The 20,431-nt window shown below is 38.0% G+C and carries 14 protein-coding genes; 1 reads left to right on the top strand and 13 read right to left on the bottom strand.

What is annotated here, in order from left to right:
- Positions 1–461: 461 nt before the first annotated feature.
- From LNQ34_RS17825 to LNQ34_RS17805, 5 genes are all read right to left on the bottom strand, one after another.
- Positions 462–1,427, bottom strand: coding sequence for a DUF4861 family protein (locus LNQ34_RS17825; protein WP_230000694.1), 966 nt, complete (start codon positions 1,425–1,427; stop codon positions 462–464).
- A gap of 3 nt (positions 1,428–1,430) precedes the next feature.
- Positions 1,431–2,375, bottom strand: a complete 945-nt coding sequence (locus tag LNQ34_RS17820) for an alpha/beta hydrolase (RefSeq protein ID WP_202704207.1) — start codon at positions 2,373–2,375, stop codon at positions 1,431–1,433.
- 119 nt (positions 2,376–2,494) lie between these two features.
- Positions 2,495–4,186, bottom strand: a complete 1,692-nt coding sequence (locus LNQ34_RS17815; protein ID WP_230000693.1) for a RagB/SusD family nutrient uptake outer membrane protein — start codon at positions 4,184–4,186, stop codon at positions 2,495–2,497.
- Between the two features lie 10 nt (positions 4,187–4,196).
- The gene (locus tag LNQ34_RS17810) at positions 4,197–7,373 is read right to left on the bottom strand and encodes a SusC/RagA family TonB-linked outer membrane protein (protein WP_230000692.1); all 3,177 of its coding nucleotides are present in this window, start codon (positions 7,371–7,373) and stop codon (positions 4,197–4,199) included.
- A 46-nt stretch (positions 7,374–7,419) separates the two neighbouring features.
- On the bottom strand, positions 7,420–8,847 hold the full coding sequence (locus LNQ34_RS17805; RefSeq protein ID WP_230000691.1) for a glycoside hydrolase family 28 protein: 1,428 nt from the start codon (positions 8,845–8,847) through the stop codon (positions 7,420–7,422).
- 283 nt (positions 8,848–9,130) lie between these two features.
- Between LNQ34_RS17805 and LNQ34_RS17800 the strand changes: the two genes are divergently transcribed.
- Positions 9,131–10,165: a LacI family DNA-binding transcriptional regulator gene (locus LNQ34_RS17800; protein WP_230000690.1), complete on the top strand. Its 1,035-nt coding sequence runs from the start codon at positions 9,131–9,133 to the stop codon at positions 10,163–10,165.
- Positions 10,166–10,444: 279 nt separating this feature from the next.
- Here the strand turns inward: LNQ34_RS17800 and LNQ34_RS17795 are convergent, their stop codons facing one another.
- The 8 genes from LNQ34_RS17795 to LNQ34_RS17760 form a co-directional block, all read right to left on the bottom strand.
- Positions 10,445–12,067 (bottom strand): UxaA family hydrolase, encoded by a 1,623-nt coding sequence (locus LNQ34_RS17795; protein ID WP_017495614.1) that lies wholly within the window; start codon positions 12,065–12,067, stop codon positions 10,445–10,447.
- 2 nt (positions 12,068–12,069) lie between these two features.
- Complete coding sequence (locus LNQ34_RS17790) at positions 12,070–13,536, bottom strand: tagaturonate reductase (RefSeq protein ID WP_230000689.1); 1,467 nt, start codon at positions 13,534–13,536, stop codon at positions 12,070–12,072.
- A gap of 214 nt (positions 13,537–13,750) precedes the next feature.
- Positions 13,751–14,422, bottom strand: coding sequence for a bifunctional 4-hydroxy-2-oxoglutarate aldolase/2-dehydro-3-deoxy-phosphogluconate aldolase (locus tag LNQ34_RS17785; RefSeq protein ID WP_089078412.1), 672 nt, complete (start codon positions 14,420–14,422; stop codon positions 13,751–13,753).
- A gap of 11 nt (positions 14,423–14,433) precedes the next feature.
- Positions 14,434–15,456, bottom strand: a complete 1,023-nt coding sequence (locus LNQ34_RS17780; protein WP_230000688.1) for a sugar kinase — start codon at positions 15,454–15,456, stop codon at positions 14,434–14,436.
- Between the two features lie 269 nt (positions 15,457–15,725).
- Positions 15,726–17,129, bottom strand: coding sequence for a glucuronate isomerase (gene uxaC, locus LNQ34_RS17775; protein ID WP_230000687.1), 1,404 nt, complete (start codon positions 17,127–17,129; stop codon positions 15,726–15,728).
- Between the two features lie 25 nt (positions 17,130–17,154).
- On the bottom strand, positions 17,155–17,946 hold the full coding sequence (locus tag LNQ34_RS17770; RefSeq protein WP_230000686.1) for a gluconate 5-dehydrogenase: 792 nt from the start codon (positions 17,944–17,946) through the stop codon (positions 17,155–17,157).
- 5 nt (positions 17,947–17,951) lie between these two features.
- On the bottom strand, positions 17,952–18,788 hold the full coding sequence (gene kduI, locus LNQ34_RS17765) for a 5-dehydro-4-deoxy-D-glucuronate isomerase (RefSeq protein WP_202704159.1): 837 nt from the start codon (positions 18,786–18,788) through the stop codon (positions 17,952–17,954).
- A gap of 110 nt (positions 18,789–18,898) precedes the next feature.
- Positions 18,899–20,368 (bottom strand): MFS transporter, encoded by a 1,470-nt coding sequence (locus tag LNQ34_RS17760; protein ID WP_202704158.1) that lies wholly within the window; start codon positions 20,366–20,368, stop codon positions 18,899–18,901.
- Between the last annotated feature and the right edge of the window lie 63 nt (positions 20,369–20,431).

Here is a 20,431-nt window from a genome sequence, read left to right as displayed (position 1 = left end):
ACTCTTTACTCATCACTCATCACTCTTCACTCTTCACTCTTCACTCTTCACTCTTCACTCTTCACTCTTCACTCTTCACTCTTCACTCTTCACTCTTCACTCATCACTCTTCACTCTTCACTCATCACTCTTCACTCTTCACTCTTCACTCTTCACTCTTCACTCTTCACTCTTCACTCTTCACTCTTCACTCTTCACTCTTCACTCATCACTCATCACTCATCACTCTTCACTCATCACTCTTCACTCTTCACTCTTCACTCTTCACTCTTCACTCTTCACTCTTCACTCTTCACTCTTCACTCTTCACTCTTCACTCTTCACTCTTCACTCTTCACTCTTCACTCTTCACTCTTCACTCTTCACTCTTCACTCTTCACTCTTCACTCTTCACTCTTCACCCTTCACCCTTCACCCATCACTCTTCACTCATCACTCTTCACTCATCACTCTTCACTCTTTTACATCTTCCCCTTCCTATTCAATACTTCCAACTTTTGATCTAAATATTTCACAAACTCTTCTTTTGATTTAATTCCGTTTGGCTCTTGTTCCCAGGCGCCTAAAAAGTAAAAAGAAGTTGCTTTTGTAGTAGGCTTAAATACTAAAAGATAATCTAAATCTGTATCAGGAGTATTTTCGATGGTATTAATTTGATAAAAAATGGCCATTCCTAATTTGTCCGGAACTAATGATTGTTGACCATACGTAGCCAGATAAGCCCATTTTTTATTTTTGCTTTCTTTTTTAAGAAGCTCCGTATTTTTCTGCTTTACAATTCCGGTACAGATTCCTTTGATTTCTTTGGATGCCTGAATGGTATGCTGCGTGTACAGTTCATTTGGTTTAATGGTCAAAACTGAGGTAAAATCAATTTTATCCGAAGCCGTTTTCCATCCATAATATTGCACTTTTACACCCGATTCATTGGTTTTATTTACTACTGTAGCAATAGCCGAATCTACTTCATAGAAATGCAATTTTTCATTGTTTAAGTAGCGATCTATGGATCCTATCCCGATTCCCTTTCCTGCTTTTAGAATATCGGCTCCCCAATCGCTCATCTCGTGATAGGAATCAAAATTATCCTGACCTACTTTTGGCAAAACAATTTCTGATGTTTTTTTACCGAAAATGTCAATCGCATTTCGCCAGTCTAAGTACAAACGATATCCTATTCGATTGCTTTCCCAGCCTGGTCCTTCGTAACGAATGTCAAAAGAATGGTCTGTATGCTCCGGTGCCAGTTTCAATCTGTCTACATTTTTAAATACAGTTCCTCCAATATATTTACGGGCTTCCCATTTTCCGTCTGTTTTAGCAGAAATTTCGGCATACGTTTTGGCGGTTTTTATATCATATTTCTGTGCCTTAACCGCTGTAATACCGACTAAAAGTAAGGTTGCTATTGTGATTTTTGTTTTCATTTTTTACTGTAATTGTTTAAATATTCTGTCTAAAAATTGTGTTGTATATTGAACCGTTTCCTCAAACCATGGCTGAAAAAACCAAAAGGAATGGGGTGAATCTTTTATTGTTCTGACCTCATTATAGATCTTATTTTGGTTTAAAATTGCAATCATATCCTCTCTGCCTGCGTGAAACCGATCAAAACTGCTGTTGATGAACAGTGTTGGCGGAGTGTTTTTATCGGTATGGCTTAACGCCGATGCCTTTTCCCAGTTGTCCCGTTTTTCCTGATAAGTGCCGTTTAACCAAAAAGCAGCCATTTCTCCTTCTTCCGATTCCGGATGTTTAAATGCTAAAATTCCATCTACATTAATAATTGCGTTCACTTTTGCTGAGAATCTACTCTTGTTCGCAGGATCTTCAAAAGCAGAATTTTTATTTGTTGTACCAATCAAGGCTGCCATCTGACCTCCTGAAGAGCATCCAAGTACGGCAATTTTGTTTGGATCTACATGAAATTCTTTCGCATTCTCTTTTATAAATTTAATAGCATTTTTTACATCATAAACTGCCTGCGGATATTTTGCTTCAGGCGATAATTGGTATTCTATGGCAAAACAGGAATATCCTTTTGAACTGATTTCCTGCCCCAAAACCTGCAGCTGATTTTTATTCCCCGATTTCCAGCCTCCCCCGTGAATCAAAATTACTCCCGGATTTGTGTTTTCAGTTTTGTTCCAATAGGCGTCGAGATGTAATGCTCTGTTTTGACTCTTATGATAGATTATATTCTCCATTTGAATCACATTTGCCCTGTTTTTCGCTACTGCTATTTTTATAAACGGATATTTCTTAATCAATTTAGTATATGTACTATTTACGGTATAAGAAGTATCTGCAGTATTATGATTCTGCGCCAGAACTATATTCGAAAAGAGCCACAAAACAATCCCTATTCTTTTCATTTTTACTTATCTGATTTATTCGTTAAGAAAGGAGCCTGATTCAGGATCAGGCCCCTTTATAACTTCCTCAAAAAAACGTAACCTCAAAATTTTTAAAACCACTAATCATAAAAACCTTTTTAATAAGCCGGGTTTTGAGGGTAATTTTTACTTCTGTTCAAATCTAATGCTGACTGTGGTATAGGTCTTAGAATTTTAAGATTACCATTCTGTCCGTTAAATACGTTGGCATTGGTGATTTTAGGATTGTATAAAACAGCTCTTTGTACCAATGTACCGGTACGTTTCAAATCGAACCAACGGTGGTATTCTCCTAATAGTTCTCTACCTCTCTCGTCTAATATGGTGTTGATATCAATAGTCGTCATTACCGGAATTGCTCCTACAACTCCTCCTCCTGCTCTTCTTCTTACTTCATTCAAACGTGTTAGAGCTGTAGCTGGCTGACCTGCTTTAAAGTAAGCTTCGGCGGCAACCAGATAGGTTTCTCCCAGCCTTGCTACAATAAAATCACGGGTACTGCTTCTGTTTGTTGCCGGTGTGATAGGTGTTGAGTTATAATTTGCACTGGTGGCACCACTGTATGGTGCATTTGGATCGTCGAATTTACGAACCGGAATCAGGTTGTAATCACCACCTGAAGGGGCAGCCGAAGAATAGGTTCCCCAATTGTGATATCTGAAAGTTGCTGCATTGGCTTTTCTTGAAGCATTAGCGGTATTCCAGGCCGCTCTGTCGGCTAAAGTAAACCAGCGTGGCTCGTAAAAATCTGTAATTTTCAAAGCTGTTTTATCCGTTACGGTATAAAAATCGTAGTATCGGCTGTAGATTTCGGTCATGAAGGTGTTTTCCCAACGTTTATCACCCTGCTCATACAATGATAATGCGTAAGCTGTAGGACAAAGTGTGTAACTTCTGTTTGGATATGGGTTACCTGCTGCCGCTGCGCCTAAATACGAGCTAAACCAATAATTTTGTGAACTTCCCAAAGCTGTTACTCCTGTAGCATTTGAAGCTACTGAAAACTGAACGGAGAAAATGGTTTCGGCGTTCATCTCGTTCCCCGGTTTTACCACATCTGCAAAAGATACATTAAGTGCTTGTCCGGCAATTACCTGATCTGCTAAAGAAGCTGCGGTAGTAAAATCTGCCGGTGTTCCAAAAGTTTCGTAACCTTTAGTCAAATATACTTTTGCTAATAAATCCTGAACGGCTCTTTTATTCACTCTTCCTGTATAAGTCCCTGTACCCACTGCCGGAAGCGCTTCGTTAAGGTCTTTTAAAATTTGTGTGTATACTTCTTCTGCTGAATTTCTATCGAAAGAGGTAACAGCAGTATTAATGTTCTCTAGTACAATCGGAACACCTCCGTAAGTCTGAACCAAAAGGAAATAAGCATTTGCTCTTAAAAATTTCAGTTCCCCTACTCTTGTATCTATCGTACTTGCTTTTTCGGTAAGGGTTGAATAATACAATCCTTTGTTGGCTTGCTGAATGGCCATGTAACAGGTTCTGTACAATAAATCTACTCCGGCTGACGAAGAAGAAAGGGTTAAATATTTAGCCAATCCTTCCGGTTCCTGATTTCTTCCTTCAGAGTACATATCGGTACCTGCTTCAAACAGCCACGGATCACCGCCGTATATATCTTTTAGAGTGGCGTAATTGGTGTTGACCAATGACTCAAACCCGGGAGCAGTAAGAAAATATTGTTCTGCCGATCCAAAGGCACGGTTGTCTTCTTCGATAAAATTGGAGCACGAATTGAATGTCGTCGCCAGTATTGCTATAACTACTACTATTTTTTTCATTTTTCTTAATTTAAAATTTTAAACTTAATCCCATCTGAACAGTCCTTGTTGCAACACGATTCACTGCTAATGCTGCAGTTGCCCATTCAGGGTCATATCCTTCGTAATTGGTAAATACAAAAGGATTCAACACATTCACATAAAGTCTTAAACTTTTAATTTTCAATTTGCTCACTAAATCCTGATCAAAACTATACCCAAAAGCGATGTTTTGAATTTTTACAAATGAAGCGTCTTTGTAAAATGCTACGTTATTAGTATCATAATAAACCCCTGCTCCACGTGGTAACGGATTTGTATTGGAATACTGAGCCGCCAGACCTGCCCCATTAGCCGGAATATACCAGTCTCCAAGATCTAATTTTTGACGTCCTCTATCGGTAACATCTGCAAAGTTGTCGTGGAATCCGCTAAAAACAGTCATTCCCTGATTGGTGATTAACGACATTGACAAATCAAATTGTTTTACTTTCAAAGTAGTAGAGAAACTTCCGGACCATTTAGGATCGTAGTTTCCTAAAATAGCTCTGTCGTTATTCGCGTCAATTTTTCCATCGTTATTCAAATCTTTTACTTTTGCTTCTCCCGGTTTCTGACCGTAAGAAAGGGCTTGCGCCGCTTCACTTTCCTGCCAAACTCCATCAAAAACATAGTTGTAGTACGAATGGACATTTTCTCCGATAAATAAATTATTTCCAACATCACTTACCTGATCCTGACCATAAATAGACTCCAGTTTGTTTACGTTTTTAGTAAAAGTGAAGCTCGTCTCCCAAGTAACATTTTTAGTCTGAATGTTTTTAGTAACCAGCGCCACCTCAATACCTTTGTTTCTGATAGAACCTACATTAGAAGTAATAGTTGGGACTCCGATTTCTAACGGAAGGGCTTGTTGAAACAATAAATCTTTAGACAAACGATTGTAAACGTCTACACTACCTGAAATTCTATTGTGAACAAATCCGAAATCCAAACCTAAATTCACCTCTTTTGTTTTCTCCCAGGTCAGATTCGTGTTTCCTAAACTTGAAGCGGTAAACCCATTGGCAATGGTACCATTGTAATCATAGTAAGCAGGATTTTTCAAAACACTTAAACTGGAATACGGACTTACGTTATCGTTTCCTGTATAACCAATACTTCCTCTTAATTTAAAATTAGAAACGAAATCTAATTTTTTCATAAATCCTTCTTCATGAACATTCCATCCTAAAGCTACAGAAGGGAAAGCAGTCCATTTATTATTTTCAGCCAAAACAGACGATCCGTCATAACGTACCGAAGCGGTTAGCAAGTAACGTCCCTGATAGGCATAATTGAAACGGGCAGCATACGATTCTAAAGTGTTTTTAGAGTACGGACTGAACACGCCTGAAGGAATTAAGGCAATAGTACCGCTTGATGGTGTCAAGGAGTAAGTCGACTGAACTCCTGAACCTAAATTGTAAAAACTGGTTTCAAAAGGGTTTTCTCTTGACGCTGCAAAGTACGTTTCGGTAGTATTAGAATAGAAACTCTGAAGACCTAAAAAGCTAAAAACATGGTCTTTATTCAACGTGTAATTGATGTTAAACTGATTGTCCCACGTATAATTAAAATTGTTCACATTGGTTACGTCACCGGATGGTAAACTTTTATTTTTAAGACCAAAATCAGTTTGCGCGCCAAATGATCTTCCTTCTCTCGCGTCCATTTTTCCTGCTGAAAAAGTAGAACGAAACGATAGCCAGCTGTTGATTTTATACTCTCCGAAGATATTCCCAAGGGTAGTAAATCTTTCTATTTCGTCTGTTGAATTTGCAATTTCTAAAAGCGGATTGTAAGAACCTGTTTTGTTAATCGCTAAATTTCCGTTAGGATATCTCAATGTACCCGGTTGTTGTGCATAAGTTCCAACAATTTCATTACCGGCTGCATCTATTGCCCAAGGCGAAGTATATGGATTTTGTCTGAAAGCTTCCTGCATGGCTGTTGGACTCCCTAGCTGTTCAGAGGTTTTAGAAATAGTAAGATTAACTCCAAATGAAATTTTGTCGTTTATTTTATGATTCAAACCTGCTTTAAAATTGTATTTATCAATTCCTTCATTATCAATTACTCCCGTTTCTTTCTGAGCTCCAAGACCAATGTTGTAGGACAGTCCGTTATCGGCACGACCGGAAACATTTAAGTAATTGTTTTGCATCATTCCTCCTTTAAGAACTGCATCCTGCCAGTTGTAGCTTTGATTCTTAGCCACTCTCTGAAATAACACAGGGTTTGTACCAGCCTGTCCCACAGCAGCATTCAATTCTGAAGCATCAACATCATTATAGGTTGGATTGGTTGCTGAAATAGTAGTTGCCAAAAATGCCGATTGGTGATAATACCACCATTTTTCAGGACTCATTAATTTTGGTAATCTTACTGCCTCTTTGTTACCGTAAGAGCTGTCAAAAGTAACGGTAACGCCAGACTTAGCACTTGTTCCGCTTTTGGTCGTTACAATAATAACCCCGCTTCCTCCTCTGGAACCATAGATGGCAGCAGAAGAGGCATCTTTCAATACGTCCATTCTCGCAATGTCCTGCGGATTCAGGAAGTCAATATTATCTGTTGGTACGCCATCCACGACAAAAAGAGGTTTAGAACCGTCTTTATTGATTGAGTTTGTTCCTCTGATCACAACGTTAAAACCGTCACCAATACGACCACTGTTTGAAGTTACCTGAACTCCCGCAATACCTCCCTGAATGGCTTCCATCGGATTGGTAACGTTTCTTTCGGTAATTTTAGCTGCCGACAAAGTATTGACTGCTCCGGTAAGGTCTGTTTTCTTTGCGGTACCATATCCTACAACCACTACTTCATTTAGCGAATTGGATTGTTCCGCCAGGCTCACATTCACTTTCGATTTTCCTGCAATACTTACTTCTTGTGTCTGAAAGCCTAAATAACTCACAATTAAAATCGCTTTATTATTAGTCACATTCAATTTAAAACTTCCTTCAAAATCTGTAGAGGTTCCGTTTTTAGTTCCCTTTTCCTGAATGTTTACACCAGGTAATGATAATCCCGCAGCATCTGTAATTTTCCCCTCCACTATAGTCGATTGCGCATAAGTTGCACTGCTCAACAAAAAATTCAGGAAAAATAAAAATACAAGACTGTATTTTATTTTTTTCTTTAATAGTTCTTTGGTATTCATAGTTTTTTAAAATGGTTTGGTTAATTGATAGTTTTTAATTCGTAAGTTATTCTACTTTTTTTTCATTGATATAGGTATTAATAAATTGTATGTTCTTTACATTTTTAAGCAAATGTGCTGAATCTACTTTTTGAATGACTACATTTTTAAGGGTAATATTTTCTACCGGAGATTGCTCATAGCCTTCTGCCCATACTCCATATTTCCCTCCATTTTTGACGTTTATATTTTCCAGGCTGATATTTCTGATGGTTGGAATAAAATTGCCGGTTTGTGAACCGTAAACATTATAAAACATATTTAATTTTAAAACACATTCTTTCACAGTACCTACTTCAAGGTTTCGAACGAATACATTTTCAATGACTCCGCCTCTTTTTGAATTGGTCTTGATTCGGATGGCACGATCCAAATTTGGACTGTCCATGACGCAGTCTTCTACAAAAACAGTATTGACACCCGCCGATATTTCACTTCCAATAACTACTCCGCCATGACCGTCAATCATTTTACAGTTCTGAACGATAATATTTTTACTTGGAATTGCTACTCGTCGTCCATCGCCATCGCGACCTGCTTTGATCGCGATACAATCGTCACCAGTATTAAAGGTACAATTCTTAATAAGTACATTTTGCGAATATTCAGGATCACAACCGTCATTATTAGGACCATGACTGTTTACGGTAACTCCGTCAATGATAATGTCGTTTGATTTTAAAGGATGTAAAATCCAAAAGGGAGCATTTATAATGGTAACATCTTTAACCAAAACGGTACTGCATTCAAAAAACTCCATAAAATTAGGTCTCAGATAGCGTCCCTCACCAAAATTTCTTTCTTTTACCGGAACTCCCTTTTCGGCCATATCGATCAAAACGGCACGATTTTGAGGATCATTTTGCGAAGGGATTCCTTTTTTCCAGCCATAATCTTTACCACCGGACCAAATCCACCAGTTCGTAGCATCTGCCTGTCCGTTTAGAGTTCCTTTTCCGGTAATGGCTATATTGGTTTTGTTTTTGGCGTAAATAAGCGGCGAATAATTCATCAGTTCTGTTCCTTCAAAGGAGGTATGAACTATAGGATACTCTTTTGGATCGATGCTAAAAAGGACTTCCGCATGATCATCCAAATGCAGGTTTACATTATTCTCTAAATGTATGGCGCCTGTTACATATTTTCCATCAGGAATCAACACTTTTCCTCCGCCATTTTGAGCACATGCTTTTATTGCTTTTTCAAAGGCCAGTGTATTTAATGTCTTTCCATCAGCGACTGCTCCAAAATCATTAACATTATAGGTCTTATCTAAAAAACGGGTTTTAGAGATACTTTTTACAATTAGGTCTTTGTTTTTCCAGGGATCAGCTTCAGAAACAGTTAAAGCCTGCTTTCCACAAGACAGCATCGTGAAAGCTGTTGTAGCTGCCATTAAAACTGATTTAAACATTCTAACTTTCCCTGTAATCATGTTATTCTATTTTAGGATTGATTTACAAAACAGTGTAACTATGTAATCGATTACACGAAAGTAGAAAAATAGTTTTAATGCACCAAATTTATTTGAAAATTAATTATATATTTAATTTTTATTACGGAATATAATTACAGTTAATGTAAAAAATTAGATAATTTATTATCATTGTAGAATCGAAATCGTTTTAATTATAAATTATGGTAATCGATAACAATATGTAAAACGTTATAAAAAAAAATGTATTTTTGTCAGAGATAAATATGAAAAACCATTTTTAATGAGCGAAAAGATAACCATTTACGATATTGCCGAAAAATTAAATATCACCGCTGCTACCGTTTCGCGGGCATTAAACAATAATCCGAAAATAAAAGAGAGCACGCGCGAGTTGGTTATTAAAACTGCGGCTTCAATGAACTATAAGCAAAATAAGCTGGCGCTAGCATTAAAAAGCGGCCGAAGTAATAATATTGGCGTTATAGTTCCGCGTATCGACAGCAACTTTTTCGCTTCGGTTATCCGAGGAATAGAAGAAGAACTTCACCCACATGGTTATCAGGTAATTATTTGCCAGACACACGAAAATCCGAAAAGAGAAAACGAAAACTTATATACTTTAATAGATGCCCAGGTAGACGGTATCATCATGTCGGTTACCGATGTAACGGGAGAAAATGACGGTGCTTTTCAATATGTTTTGCAAAAAAATGTTCCGCTTATCTTTTTCGACAGAAGCAAACATATTGACGGAGTGAGTTCTGTAACCATAAATGACTTTAGAGGCGGTTACCAAACGACTAAACATTTAATTGATGAAGGCTGTAGAAATATTGCTCACTTATCAGGAGATCAGTCGCTTGAAATCTTTAAAAACCGATTTTTAGGATACAAACAGGCTTTATTAGACCATGGAATAACATTTGACGAAAAATATGTCATTCCTGTAAAAAGTACCGTTGACCACGGAAAGCAGGCCATAGAGCTTTTACTTCAGTTGGAAACACCTCCTGATGCTATATTTTCATCAAGTGATTTTGCTGCTTTAGGTGCTATTCAGGAACTAAAAGAAAGAAATGTCAGTATTCCTAAAGAATTTTGCGTAGCGGGTTTCAGTAATGAGCCTTTCACGAAATTTATGGAATTATCGATTACTTCTGTAGATCAGTCTCCGCTTGAAATGGGAAAAATGTCTGCTCGTGTTTTTCTGGAACAGGTCGATAAAACGGAGACGATTAAAATAGAAAAAAAGGTAGTTCTTGCTCCAGAATTACACATTCGTAAATCTTCCAGCAGAACAACATCTTCTTCTTAAACAGGATCAGAACACACAAAGTTTACTTTTCCTGTCATTTCGACCGAAGGGAGAAATCACATTAGAGACTCCGCAAAGAATGTCGCCAATCTTTGTCGATAAGCGAGTGTGATTTGCTTCGCCTGTTCGCTATCGCTCGAGTCTCCCTTCGGTCGAAATGACAAGCTGGATGGATTACTATAAATATTGCTAAAAAAAACAATAAAACCCTAAAAATCAATTCATTTATTGATTTTAGGGTTCTTTTTTTTATCATTTATAAATCCAATTTAAATAAACTTAAAGTGAAACCCCTCTCTTCCAGGGAATAAAATCGTTTTGATTTAAGATTGCCGCCTTAGTTTTAATCGTGCCGCTGGCAACATCGATGATAAACTCCAACATTTCATCAGCCATTTCGTCGATGGATTTTTCTCCTGTGATAATACCGCCAGTGTCAATATCAATAATATCGGACATCTTTTTAGCCAGGTCGGTGTTAGACGAAATTTTCACTACAGGTGCAATCGGATTTCCTGTCGGAGTACCTAAACCAGTGGTAAACAATACCATATTGGCTCCCGAACCTACCATTGCCGTTGTACACTCCACATCATTTCCAGGGGTACAAAGCAGCGTTAATCCCGGTTTCGAAATGTATTCACCATAGTCGAAAACACCGGTAATTGGTGATGTCCCTCCTTTTTTAGCGGCTCCTGCTGATTTCATGGCATCGGTAATTAATCCGTCTTTGATATTACCCGGAGAAGGATTCATATCAAAACCTGAACCGGCATCTACCACGGTTTTTTCATACCATTTCATTAATTCTAAAAAGCGTTCTCCACTTTCCTCTTCTACACAGCGGTTGACTAATTCCTGCTCTACTCCACACAATTCCGGAAACTCTGAAAGTATTGTAGTTCCTCCTAAAGCAGCCAGTAAATCTGAAGTCACCCCTAATGTCGGGTTAGCCGAAATTCCGGAGAATCCATCAGATCCACCACACTCTAAACCTATTTTTAGTTTGGATAAAGGTGCCGGAGTTCTTTGTACTTCGTTTGCTTTTTTAATGGCTTCAAACGTATCTTTTACCACACTGCTCAGCATGGCTTCGATTGTCCCGATTTGCTGTTGATCGTAAATCAAAACCGGTTTTTTACTGTTTGGATTTATCGCATCTAAAGCATCTTTAAAGATTTGAATTTGCAGGTTCTGACAACCCAGACTCAATACAGTTGCTCCGGCCACGTTTGGATTGTTTACATATCCTGCCAATAATTTAGCCAGACTATGCGAATCCTGACGAATACCTCCACAACCACCTTGATGTGTGATGAATTTTACTTCAATGTTATTGAATAAATTGGCATCGTTTGAAGCGGCTTCATTTCCGGCTCCACCGGTTTCTGATTTAACCAAAGAACGAAGTAACAATTGATAATCGTTCTCTTTGGGCTTCATTAATTCTTTTTCGAAAATATCTTTTAGAATTTCGATGTTTCTGTTTTCGCAAAATACTAACGGAAAAAACAGCCATACATTCTCGGTTCCAACTTGTCCGTCTTCTCTGTGATAACCCATGAAAGTTCTGTCTTTCCACTTCTCAATATTGGGAGCCGTCCAGCCAATCGTTTCTGTTTTTCCGGTTACTTTATCACTTTCGTGTTTTACGTTAGCCGTAGAAAGCAAACCTCCTTTTTCAATTTTAGCACTCGCCTTTCCTACCAGAACTCCATACATAATAATCCTGTCTCCTGTGTTAAAAGGAACCATCGCGATTTTATGCTTCATCTTCACATCACTCTCAACAGTAACAGCCGAACCTTCAAAATCAATCACCTCACCTGCTGAAAGATTTACCAAAGCTACTGCTACATTATCTGTAGGATGAACTTTTATTAATTTTTTTTGCGTTGCCATAACTAAACTTTCTGAGTTATATTATTTATTTGTTTTTGAAAATTGGTAAAACCATTTTCAATTCCGTTTGCATCAATTTCTTCCAATGCGGCTGTAATTGCTTTTGTTAATCCCGGCACCAGTGTTAAATCTTCGTCCCAGAAGCTTTTATTCTGCAAAGTCAATCGTGCTATTTTTTCATAATCATCCGATTTCCAAAGACTTTCAAAAAAAGAAACAATATCCTCACTATCATTAATTGGTAAAACCTCACCCTTCCAACTTCCTTTGTAAAAACGGATCAAAGCAGCAAAAGCAAACGTTAAATGAACCGGAAGTTTTTGATGAATATCTACATATCCCGTTAAACTAGGTAATACGCGCACTTTAAATTTTGAAATCGAGTTTAATGCAATTGAAGACAGTAAATGCTTGATAAACGGGTTTCTAAAACGGTCCAGAATTTCTTCAGAGAAACTCGCCAATTCTGCTTTATCCATGTTCAGCGTTTCATTGATCTCTTCAAAAACAGCTTTGTTTACAAAATCACCGGTAAAAGCATTATCAACGGTTTCTTTTACAGTCTCGTTGCCATAAAGCATTGAGAAAGGAACCATAGCAGTATGTGCTCCATTAAGAATTCTCACTTTACGTGTACGATACGGCTGCATGTCGGCTACGATTTTTACATCCAGCGCTGTTTTTTCAAACGGAAGTTTTGCTTTCAGTTTATCATCTCCTTCAATTACCCACAAAAAGAAACTTTCGGCACTTACAATCAAATCGTCTTTATAATCCAACTGACTGTTGTACTCTTCAATTTGGTCTTTCGGATAGCCCGGTACAATTCTGTCTACTAATGTATTATGAAAAGAACAACTAGTTGTCAACCAGAAAACAAATTCATTTTCTAATTTCCAATCAGCACAATATTTTAAAATAATTTCTTTTAAAGTATCTGAATTGTAATTGATTAATTCGCAAGGAATAATCGTTAATGCTTTATCTGCCGCTCCTTTAAAATGCTTGAATCTCTCATATAAAAGCACCGTTAATTTAGCCGGAAAGGAAACCGGAGGCTGCATACTCAACTGATCGGATTCGATGTATTCTATACCTGCTTCGGTTGTATTTGAAATGATAAAAGCCAATTCTTCTTCTCTGGCCAAAGCCAGATACTCCTGAAAAGATGCATAAGGATCAATTGCTTTTACGATATTGGAAATCAATTCTTTTTCCTGAATCTCTTCTCCTTTTTTAACTCCTTTCATGAATAAGGTATACAATCCGTCCTGAGCATTAATCATGTTCACCAAACCTCTGTCGATAGGCTGTACTACGGCAATTCCTGCATTAAAACCAGCTTCCTGATTTAATTTTTGAAAAGCATATTCTACAAAGGCTCTTAAAAAGTTACCTTCTCCAAATTGAACTATTTTTATAGGAAGTTTTTCTGAAAGCCCTGAGCTCACTCTGTTTAATTTTTCCATTACTTTTTCTCTTAAAGTGTTATCAATAATCACGTTTAATACCTTATTTATCTCTGATTATTTCCTCTCACTGTAAAAGAAACATTACACTTGTGTGAGGAAAACAAATCTTGCTGTGAGGACTCACAAGATTCATTTATCAAGCGTAATGCTCAATTACAATTTCTAAAATCTAAAAAAAACGCATGTTAAATAAGGACCTATATGATTACCCTTATTTATTTTTAATACTTTTTATAATATCCAGAACCTGACTAACTTTTGTTTTTAATCCGTCATAATCCTGTTGCTCTAATATCTCTTTTGAAATTAACTGTGATCCAATTCCCACGCAGGTTGCTCCCGCACTAAACCACGAAGTCAGACTATCAACTGTTGGCAAAACTCCACCTGTTGGCATAATATTCGTCCACGGACATGGGCCTTTTATAGCTTTGATAAATTCAGGTCCGTAAATATCACCCGGAAACAATTTTACAATTTCACAGCCTAATTCTTCGGCTCTTGCGATTTCGGTAAGTGTTCCGCAGCCCGGAGACCAAAGTACTTTTCGTCGATTACAGGCAATTGCAATATCTTCTCTAAAAACCGGAGTCACAATAAAATTCGCTCCCAAGCTCATGTACAAGGATGCTGAAGCCGCATCAGTAATAGAACCAACACCAAGCATCATTCCCGGTAATTCTGCCAAAGCATACTTGTTTAATGCTCCGAAAACTTCATGGGCAAAATCTCCTCTGCTGGTAAACTCCATTAATCTTGCGCCACCATCATAGCAGGCTTTTAGCACTTTTTTACTTATTTCGATATCTGAATGAAAAAATAACGGAACCATTCCGTTCTCTTTCATCGTTAATGCCACTTCAATTCTTGAATATTTTGCCATATTTAAATCAATTATCTAGATACTAATCCGGTAGCACCACCATCTATCATATTTTCAACTTCTTTTAAGGTTACCAGATTATAATCTCCGGCAATGGTATGTTTTAAACAACAAGCAGCCACAGCAAAATCTAAAGCTCTTTGATTGTTGTTTTGATATTCCTGTAATCCGTAAATTAAACCTCCCATGAAAGCATCCCCACTTCCAACACGATCTACAACAGGAGTCACTTCTTTTACGGCTGCCTGATAAATGGCTTTACCGTCAAATAAAACCCCTCCTATTCTTTGATGTGACGCACTTACGGAATATCTAAGGGTTGTTGCTGCTATTTTTAAACCCGGAATCAAATCAAACAATTTGCTGTACAAAACCGGAAGCGATTTCTCATCCTGATAATTCGGATTGACTTTCGGAATTCCCAGCATAAAATAGGCGGTATCAATATCTCCTAAAATAACATTGCTGTATTGCAGCAGCTCCGGCATTACTTCACTTGGTGTTTTTCCGTATTGCCATAATTTTGATCGGTAATTCAAATCGCAGGAAATTGTAATTCCCAGTTTATGAGCTGCTTTAACTGCTTCTAAACAGGCTTCAGCGGCACTTTGGGAGATTGCCGGTGTGATCCCGCTCCAGTGAAACCAATTGGCTCCCTCAAGCACTTTCTCCCAGTCAATCATTCCTTTTTCGATAGTTGCCATCGAACTGTGTGCACGATCATAAACCACATTACTACCTCGTGTTCCGGCACCGGTTTCCAGAAAATAGATCCCTAAACGCTCTCCTCCGTAAACTACATTTCCGGACGCTACATTCATTTTTCGCATTTCTTTTACTGCCGAAGCACCAATTTCATTCTCGGGTAATCTTGTTACAAATTCGGCATTCAAACCATAATTAGCCAAAGACACACAAACATTAAATTCACCGCCTCCATAAGACGCTCCAAATGCTTTTGCCTGCGAAAACCGCAAGTGTCTCTCTGTCGAAAGACGCAACATAATTTCCCCGAATGCAACTACTTTATTCATATTATATTTTTTTGCCACAGATTATAATGATTAAATGAATTTTAAGACTTATTGTTAGAAATTCTCAGTCTCAGTTTTCGGTCTCAGTTCTCAGTCTCAGTTCTCAGTCTCAGTTTTCGGTCTCAGTTCTCAGTCTCAGTTCTCAGTCTCAGTTCTCAGTCTCAGTTCTCAGTCTCAGTTCTCAGTCTCAGTTCTCAGTCTCAGTTCTCAGTCTTAGTCTCACACTGAGACTGAAAACTGAGACTGGCATCTAACATCCAACTTCTCACTTAAAATTTAAAATACTCTTTTGCATTATGATAGGAAATATCCGAAACCAATTTCCCTATCCATTCCATATCATTTGGAAGTTCTCCGCGTTTGATTTCATCTCCTAAAAGATTACATAAAATACGTCTGAAATACTCATGTCTTGGGAAAGACAAAAAGCTTCTCGAGTCTGTCAGCATCCCCACAAAACAGCTGATTAAACCCATGTTTGAAAGAGCATTTAATTGTTTTGTCATTCCGTCTTTCTGATCTAAAAACCACCATCCCGATCCAAACTGAACTTTCCCTCTGACACTTCCGTCATTAAAATTTCCAATCATGGTTGCCATCACTTCGTTATCGGCCGGATTTAGATTATAAATAATCGTCTTCGTCAATTTATCTTTACTGTCCAGGGCATTTAAAAAGCCGGATAGTTTTTGTGCCTGCGGATAATCACCAATAGAATCCCAACCCGTGTCAGGTCCTAAAATTCGGTGCATGCGGGCATTATTGTTTCGCAAAGCTCCAAGGTGAAATTGCTGTACCCATCCAAACTCGTGATACGTTTCGGACAAGAATAACAATACAGCACTTTGAAACTTCAAAACTTCTTCGGGAGTTAAAATTCTGTTTTCTCTTTTCTTTTTGAAGATGCTATTAATTTCATTCTCTGTAAATTCTTCGAAGTAAATCTGGTCTAAACCATGATCACTAAGTTTACAGCCGTTTTGATTAAAGAACTCAATTCGGTTTCGCAATACACTGCACAAATCAGTATAGGTATGAATCGCAACTCCGGACACCTCCCCTAATTTGTCCAGATAGGCATTATAGCCATCATTGGAAATTAAGATCGCTTTATCAGGTCTGAAGGCCGTACTCATTTTAGTTCCAATTGGATTCTTTGCCAATTTTTGATGAAACTCAAGACTGTCAATCGGATCTTCGGTCGTGCAAACCAATTCAGCATTTACTTTTTTAAGCAGATTTTGCGTGCTGTAAGCCGGAGAATTAATTTTCTCGGTTGCTTCCTTGTATATTTTCTCTGCCGATTTTTCATTCAGCAAATCATAAATATCAAAATAACGCGCCAACTCTAAGTGCGTCCAATGGTACAAAGGATTACGCATAGTATATGGAACCGTTTTGGCCCAGTTTAAGAACTTATCTTTGTCAGGAGCGTTTCCAGTCACAAACTGCTCGTTGATCCCTAAGGTACGCATCGCACGCCATTTGTAGTGATCTCCATTGATCCAAACCTGTGTAATGTTTTCAAAAATTTTATCTTCAGCAATAAACTGAGGATTCAAATGATTGTGATAATCGATGATGGGCTGATTTTTGGAATAATTATGATACAGCTCTTCTGCAAATTTATTTTCAAGTAAAAAATTATCGTTTATGAAGGTATTTGAACTCATGATTTTTTTAATGTAATTGAAATAATTATTCGTTTGATGGCTTTCCGATTGTTGCTAAGATTCCACCATCGACATACAAAATGTGACCGTTCACAAAATCGCTGGCTTTTGAAGATAAAAATATAGCCGCTCCGGCCAGATCACTTGCTTCTCCCCATTTTGCAGCCGGTGTTCTACTGATGATAAAATCATTAAAAGGATGCCCGTCCACTCTAATAGGTTTGGTCTGTTCGGTAGCAAAATACCCCGGACCAATTCCGTTAATCTGAACATTATGTTTGGCCCATTCGGTAGCCATATTTTTGGTCAGCATTTTCAAACCGCCTTTCGCAGCAGCATAAGCTCCTACTGTACTACGGCCCAACTCGCTCATCATCGAACAAATATTGATTATTTTTCCCTGCCTTCTTTCAATCATCCCTCTCACCACATGCTTTGATACAATAAACGGACTCACCAAATCAATATCAATAACCTCTTTAAAATCGGCTACCTCCATTTCAATCAGCGGAATTCTTTTAATAATCCCTGCATTGTTAATCAGGATATCAATTGGGCCCACTTCATTTTCAATTTTCTTAACTGCAGCAATAACTTCCATCTCGTCCGTTACATTAAACTTATACCCCACTGCATGAATCCCTTCTTTTTGAAGTTCCGCTACGGCATCATCAATTTTTTGCTGAGAAGAATTTCCGTTTACCACAATTGTCGCACCCGCCTCTCCTAATCCTTTTGCCATTGCCATTCCCAGTCCGTGTGTACTTCCTGTAATCAGAGCAACTTTTCCGTTTATATCAAATAATGAGTTTGCCATATTTTTTATCTTAAATCAGTGATTTTACACACATCCATATCTCCGTAATCCAAATTCTCACCCGCCATTCCCCAGATAAAAGTATAATTACTGGTTCCGGATCCTGAATGAATCGACCATGGTGGTGAAATAACCGCCTGATGATTGTTCATCCAAATGTGTCTCGTTTCCTGAGGCTGTCCCATAAAATGACAAACGGCCTGATTTTCGGGAATATCCAAATAAAAATAAACTTCCATTCTGCGATCGTGTACGTGTGCCGGCATGGTGTTCCAGACACTTCCGGGTCTTAATTCCGTCATTCCCATCTGTAATTGACAAGTGGTTACAACACCTCCTATAATCATTTGATTTACGGTACGGTGATTAGCTGTCTCCATAGTTCCCAATTCCAGCTTGTTTGCTTCTGCCAAACTCACCTTTACGGTTGGATATGTGCTGTGTGCCGGAGCAGAATTGATATAATATTTTGCAGGATTTTTAGGATCATCACTTTTAAAGATCACTTCCTGATTACCGCTTCCGATGTACAAAGCATCTTTAAACGCTAATTCGAAAGAAACTCCTTCAACAATCACAGTCCCTTTGCCACCTACGTTGATAATTCCCATTTCTCTTCTTTCCAGAAAGTAACCTGCTTTCAACGGATCAATACTTTCCAAAGTAAGATCTTTCAACGGAACTGCCGATCCTGCTATATATCTGTCATAATGAGAATAGGTTAACACAATCTCATCTTCCTGCATTAAATCGTCAATTAAGAATTCGTTTCTCAATTCCTGAGTGTCATATTTTTTTACAGCTTCCGGGCTTGACGCGTATCTTGAACTATATTTTGTCATAATTTTAAATTAATGTAATCGATTGCACAAAATTAAATTTTTATCCTTAAAAACCATAATTGATTGTAAAATTTATTCTTTTTTTATAATTGTTTCTTTATCTGTAATCCTTAAAGATTGGTAATCGGACTGTATTTAGGTACTAACATTTTCATTACAGACCAGCCTGTCAGGTAACAAATAGCGCAAATAGAGAAAATGATAAAATATCCGGCTTCAATTCCGTGAAAACCCATAAATGACATATTGCTTTCTTTAGCATAATCAAACAGCATCCCAGAACCTTTATTGATAAAAGTAGAACCAATGCCTCCGGCCAAACCTCCAATACCAGTGATCGTTGCAATTGCTTTTTTAGGAAACATATCCCCTACAGTCGTAAAAATATTAGCCGACCATGATTGATGAGCTGCACCTGCGATACCAATAATAATAACGGGAATCCAATAACTGATGTATCCTAAAGGCTGTGCAATCAAGGCCAACAAGGGAAAGAATGCAAAAATTAGCATTGCTCTCATTCTGCCTTCATAGGGGTTCATTCCTTTCTTCTCAACAAAATAGGTTGGCAGCCAGCCTCCTATAATTGACAGCAGGGTTATCATATATAAAACGAATAAAGGAAGAGCCGCCTCAGTAGAATCCATACCGTAAACCGAACTTAGGTAAGCCGGAGTCCAGAATAAGAAAAACCACCATACCCCATCGGTCATAAACTTCCCAAAAGCAAATGCCCAGGTTTGTTTGTATTTAAAACAATCGACAAAAGAAACTTTGTCTTTGGTTTCCGGCACATAGCCTTTTAGTTTGCTGTCTATAATATCATCTTGTTGTATATACTCTAATTCTGATGCACTTACTTTTGGGTGTTTTTCAGGCTTATCATACATGAAAATCCAAAATCCCATCCAGACAAAACCTAAAGCACCAATGATGATAAAGGCCATTTCCCATCCGAAAGATTCTGCGATAAACGGAATAGATATAGGAGCTGCCAAAGCACCAACAGTAGCGCCGGCATTGAAAATACTGGTAGAAAATGCTCTGTCTTTTTTAGGAAAATATTCAGCCGTCGTTTTAATCGCGGCCGGAAAATTTCCTGCTTCACCCACTGCTAAAACAAAACGGGCAAAGATGAACAGCGTTACACTTACATTAATGACCAATCCGGTGTCTTTCACAAGGTGAATTGCCTCCTTGGCGCCCTCGAAACCTACAAACCAGTTCCCAGTAATGATTCCGGCTGTGGCAATGCCACAAAAAGCGTGAAGACAAGCCCCAAAAGACCAGATACCAATGGCCCACAGAAATCCTCGTTTAGTATCCATCCAATCTACAAATCTACCGGCAAACAGTAATGAAACTGCGTAAAAAATAGAAAACAAGGCGGTTATATTTCCGTAGTCATTATTAGTCCAATGAAACTCAGGTGCGATAAAATCGCTCCACGTTAAAGAAAGTACCTGTCTGTCTAAATAGTTGATAGTGGTTGCAAAAAAAAGCAATCCACATATACTCCAACGATAACTTCCTGTAGATTTTTTGGATTGGGTCATAATAACTGCATCTGTTTGGTTCATGGTAATGGTTTATTATAAAGTTGATAGTTTTCCGGCTCATTTAATCTGCTGTTCAAACACGAT

Origin of the sequence: Flavobacterium lipolyticum (assembly GCF_020905335.1) — a bacterium.
GTDB lineage: Bacteria > Bacteroidota > Bacteroidia > Flavobacteriales > Flavobacteriaceae > Flavobacterium > Flavobacterium lipolyticum.
The sequence above is the reverse complement of the archived record's forward strand: the minus strand, read 5'-3'. Positions and strand labels throughout refer to the sequence as shown.

Bases quoted from the DNA above. Each gene is read 5' to 3' on its own strand.
- LNQ34_RS17825 (WP_230000694.1), bottom strand. From the start codon at position 1,427: ATGAAAACAAAAATCACAATAGCAACCTTACTTTTAGTCGGTATTACA.
- LNQ34_RS17820 (WP_202704207.1), bottom strand. From the start codon at position 2,375: ATGAAAAGAATAGGGATTGTTTTGTGGCTCTTTTCGAATATAGTTCTG.
- LNQ34_RS17815 (WP_230000693.1), bottom strand. From the start codon at position 4,186: ATGAAAAAAATAGTAGTAGTTATAGCAATACTGGCGACGACATTCAAT.
- LNQ34_RS17810 (WP_230000692.1), bottom strand. From the start codon at position 7,373: ATGAATACCAAAGAACTATTAAAGAAAAAAATAAAATACAGTCTTGTA.
- LNQ34_RS17805 (WP_230000691.1), bottom strand. From the start codon at position 8,847: ATGATTACAGGGAAAGTTAGAATGTTTAAATCAGTTTTAATGGCAGCT.
- LNQ34_RS17800 (WP_230000690.1), top strand. From the start codon at position 9,131: ATGAGCGAAAAGATAACCATTTACGATATTGCCGAAAAATTAAATATC.
- LNQ34_RS17795 (WP_017495614.1), bottom strand. From the start codon at position 12,067: ATGGCAACGCAAAAAAAATTAATAAAAGTTCATCCTACAGATAATGTA.
- LNQ34_RS17790 (WP_230000689.1), bottom strand. From the start codon at position 13,536: ATGGAAAAATTAAACAGAGTGAGCTCAGGGCTTTCAGAAAAACTTCCT.
- LNQ34_RS17785 (WP_089078412.1), bottom strand. From the start codon at position 14,422: ATGGCAAAATATTCAAGAATTGAAGTGGCATTAACGATGAAAGAGAAC.
- LNQ34_RS17780 (WP_230000688.1), bottom strand. From the start codon at position 15,456: ATGAATAAAGTAGTTGCATTCGGGGAAATTATGTTGCGTCTTTCGACA.
- uxaC (WP_230000687.1), bottom strand. From the start codon at position 17,129: ATGAGTTCAAATACCTTCATAAACGATAATTTTTTACTTGAAAATAAA.
- LNQ34_RS17770 (WP_230000686.1), bottom strand. From the start codon at position 17,946: ATGGCAAACTCATTATTTGATATAAACGGAAAAGTTGCTCTGATTACA.
- kduI (WP_202704159.1), bottom strand. From the start codon at position 18,788: ATGACAAAATATAGTTCAAGATACGCGTCAAGCCCGGAAGCTGTAAAA.
- LNQ34_RS17760 (WP_202704158.1), bottom strand. From the start codon at position 20,368: ATGAACCAAACAGATGCAGTTATTATGACCCAATCCAAAAAATCTACA.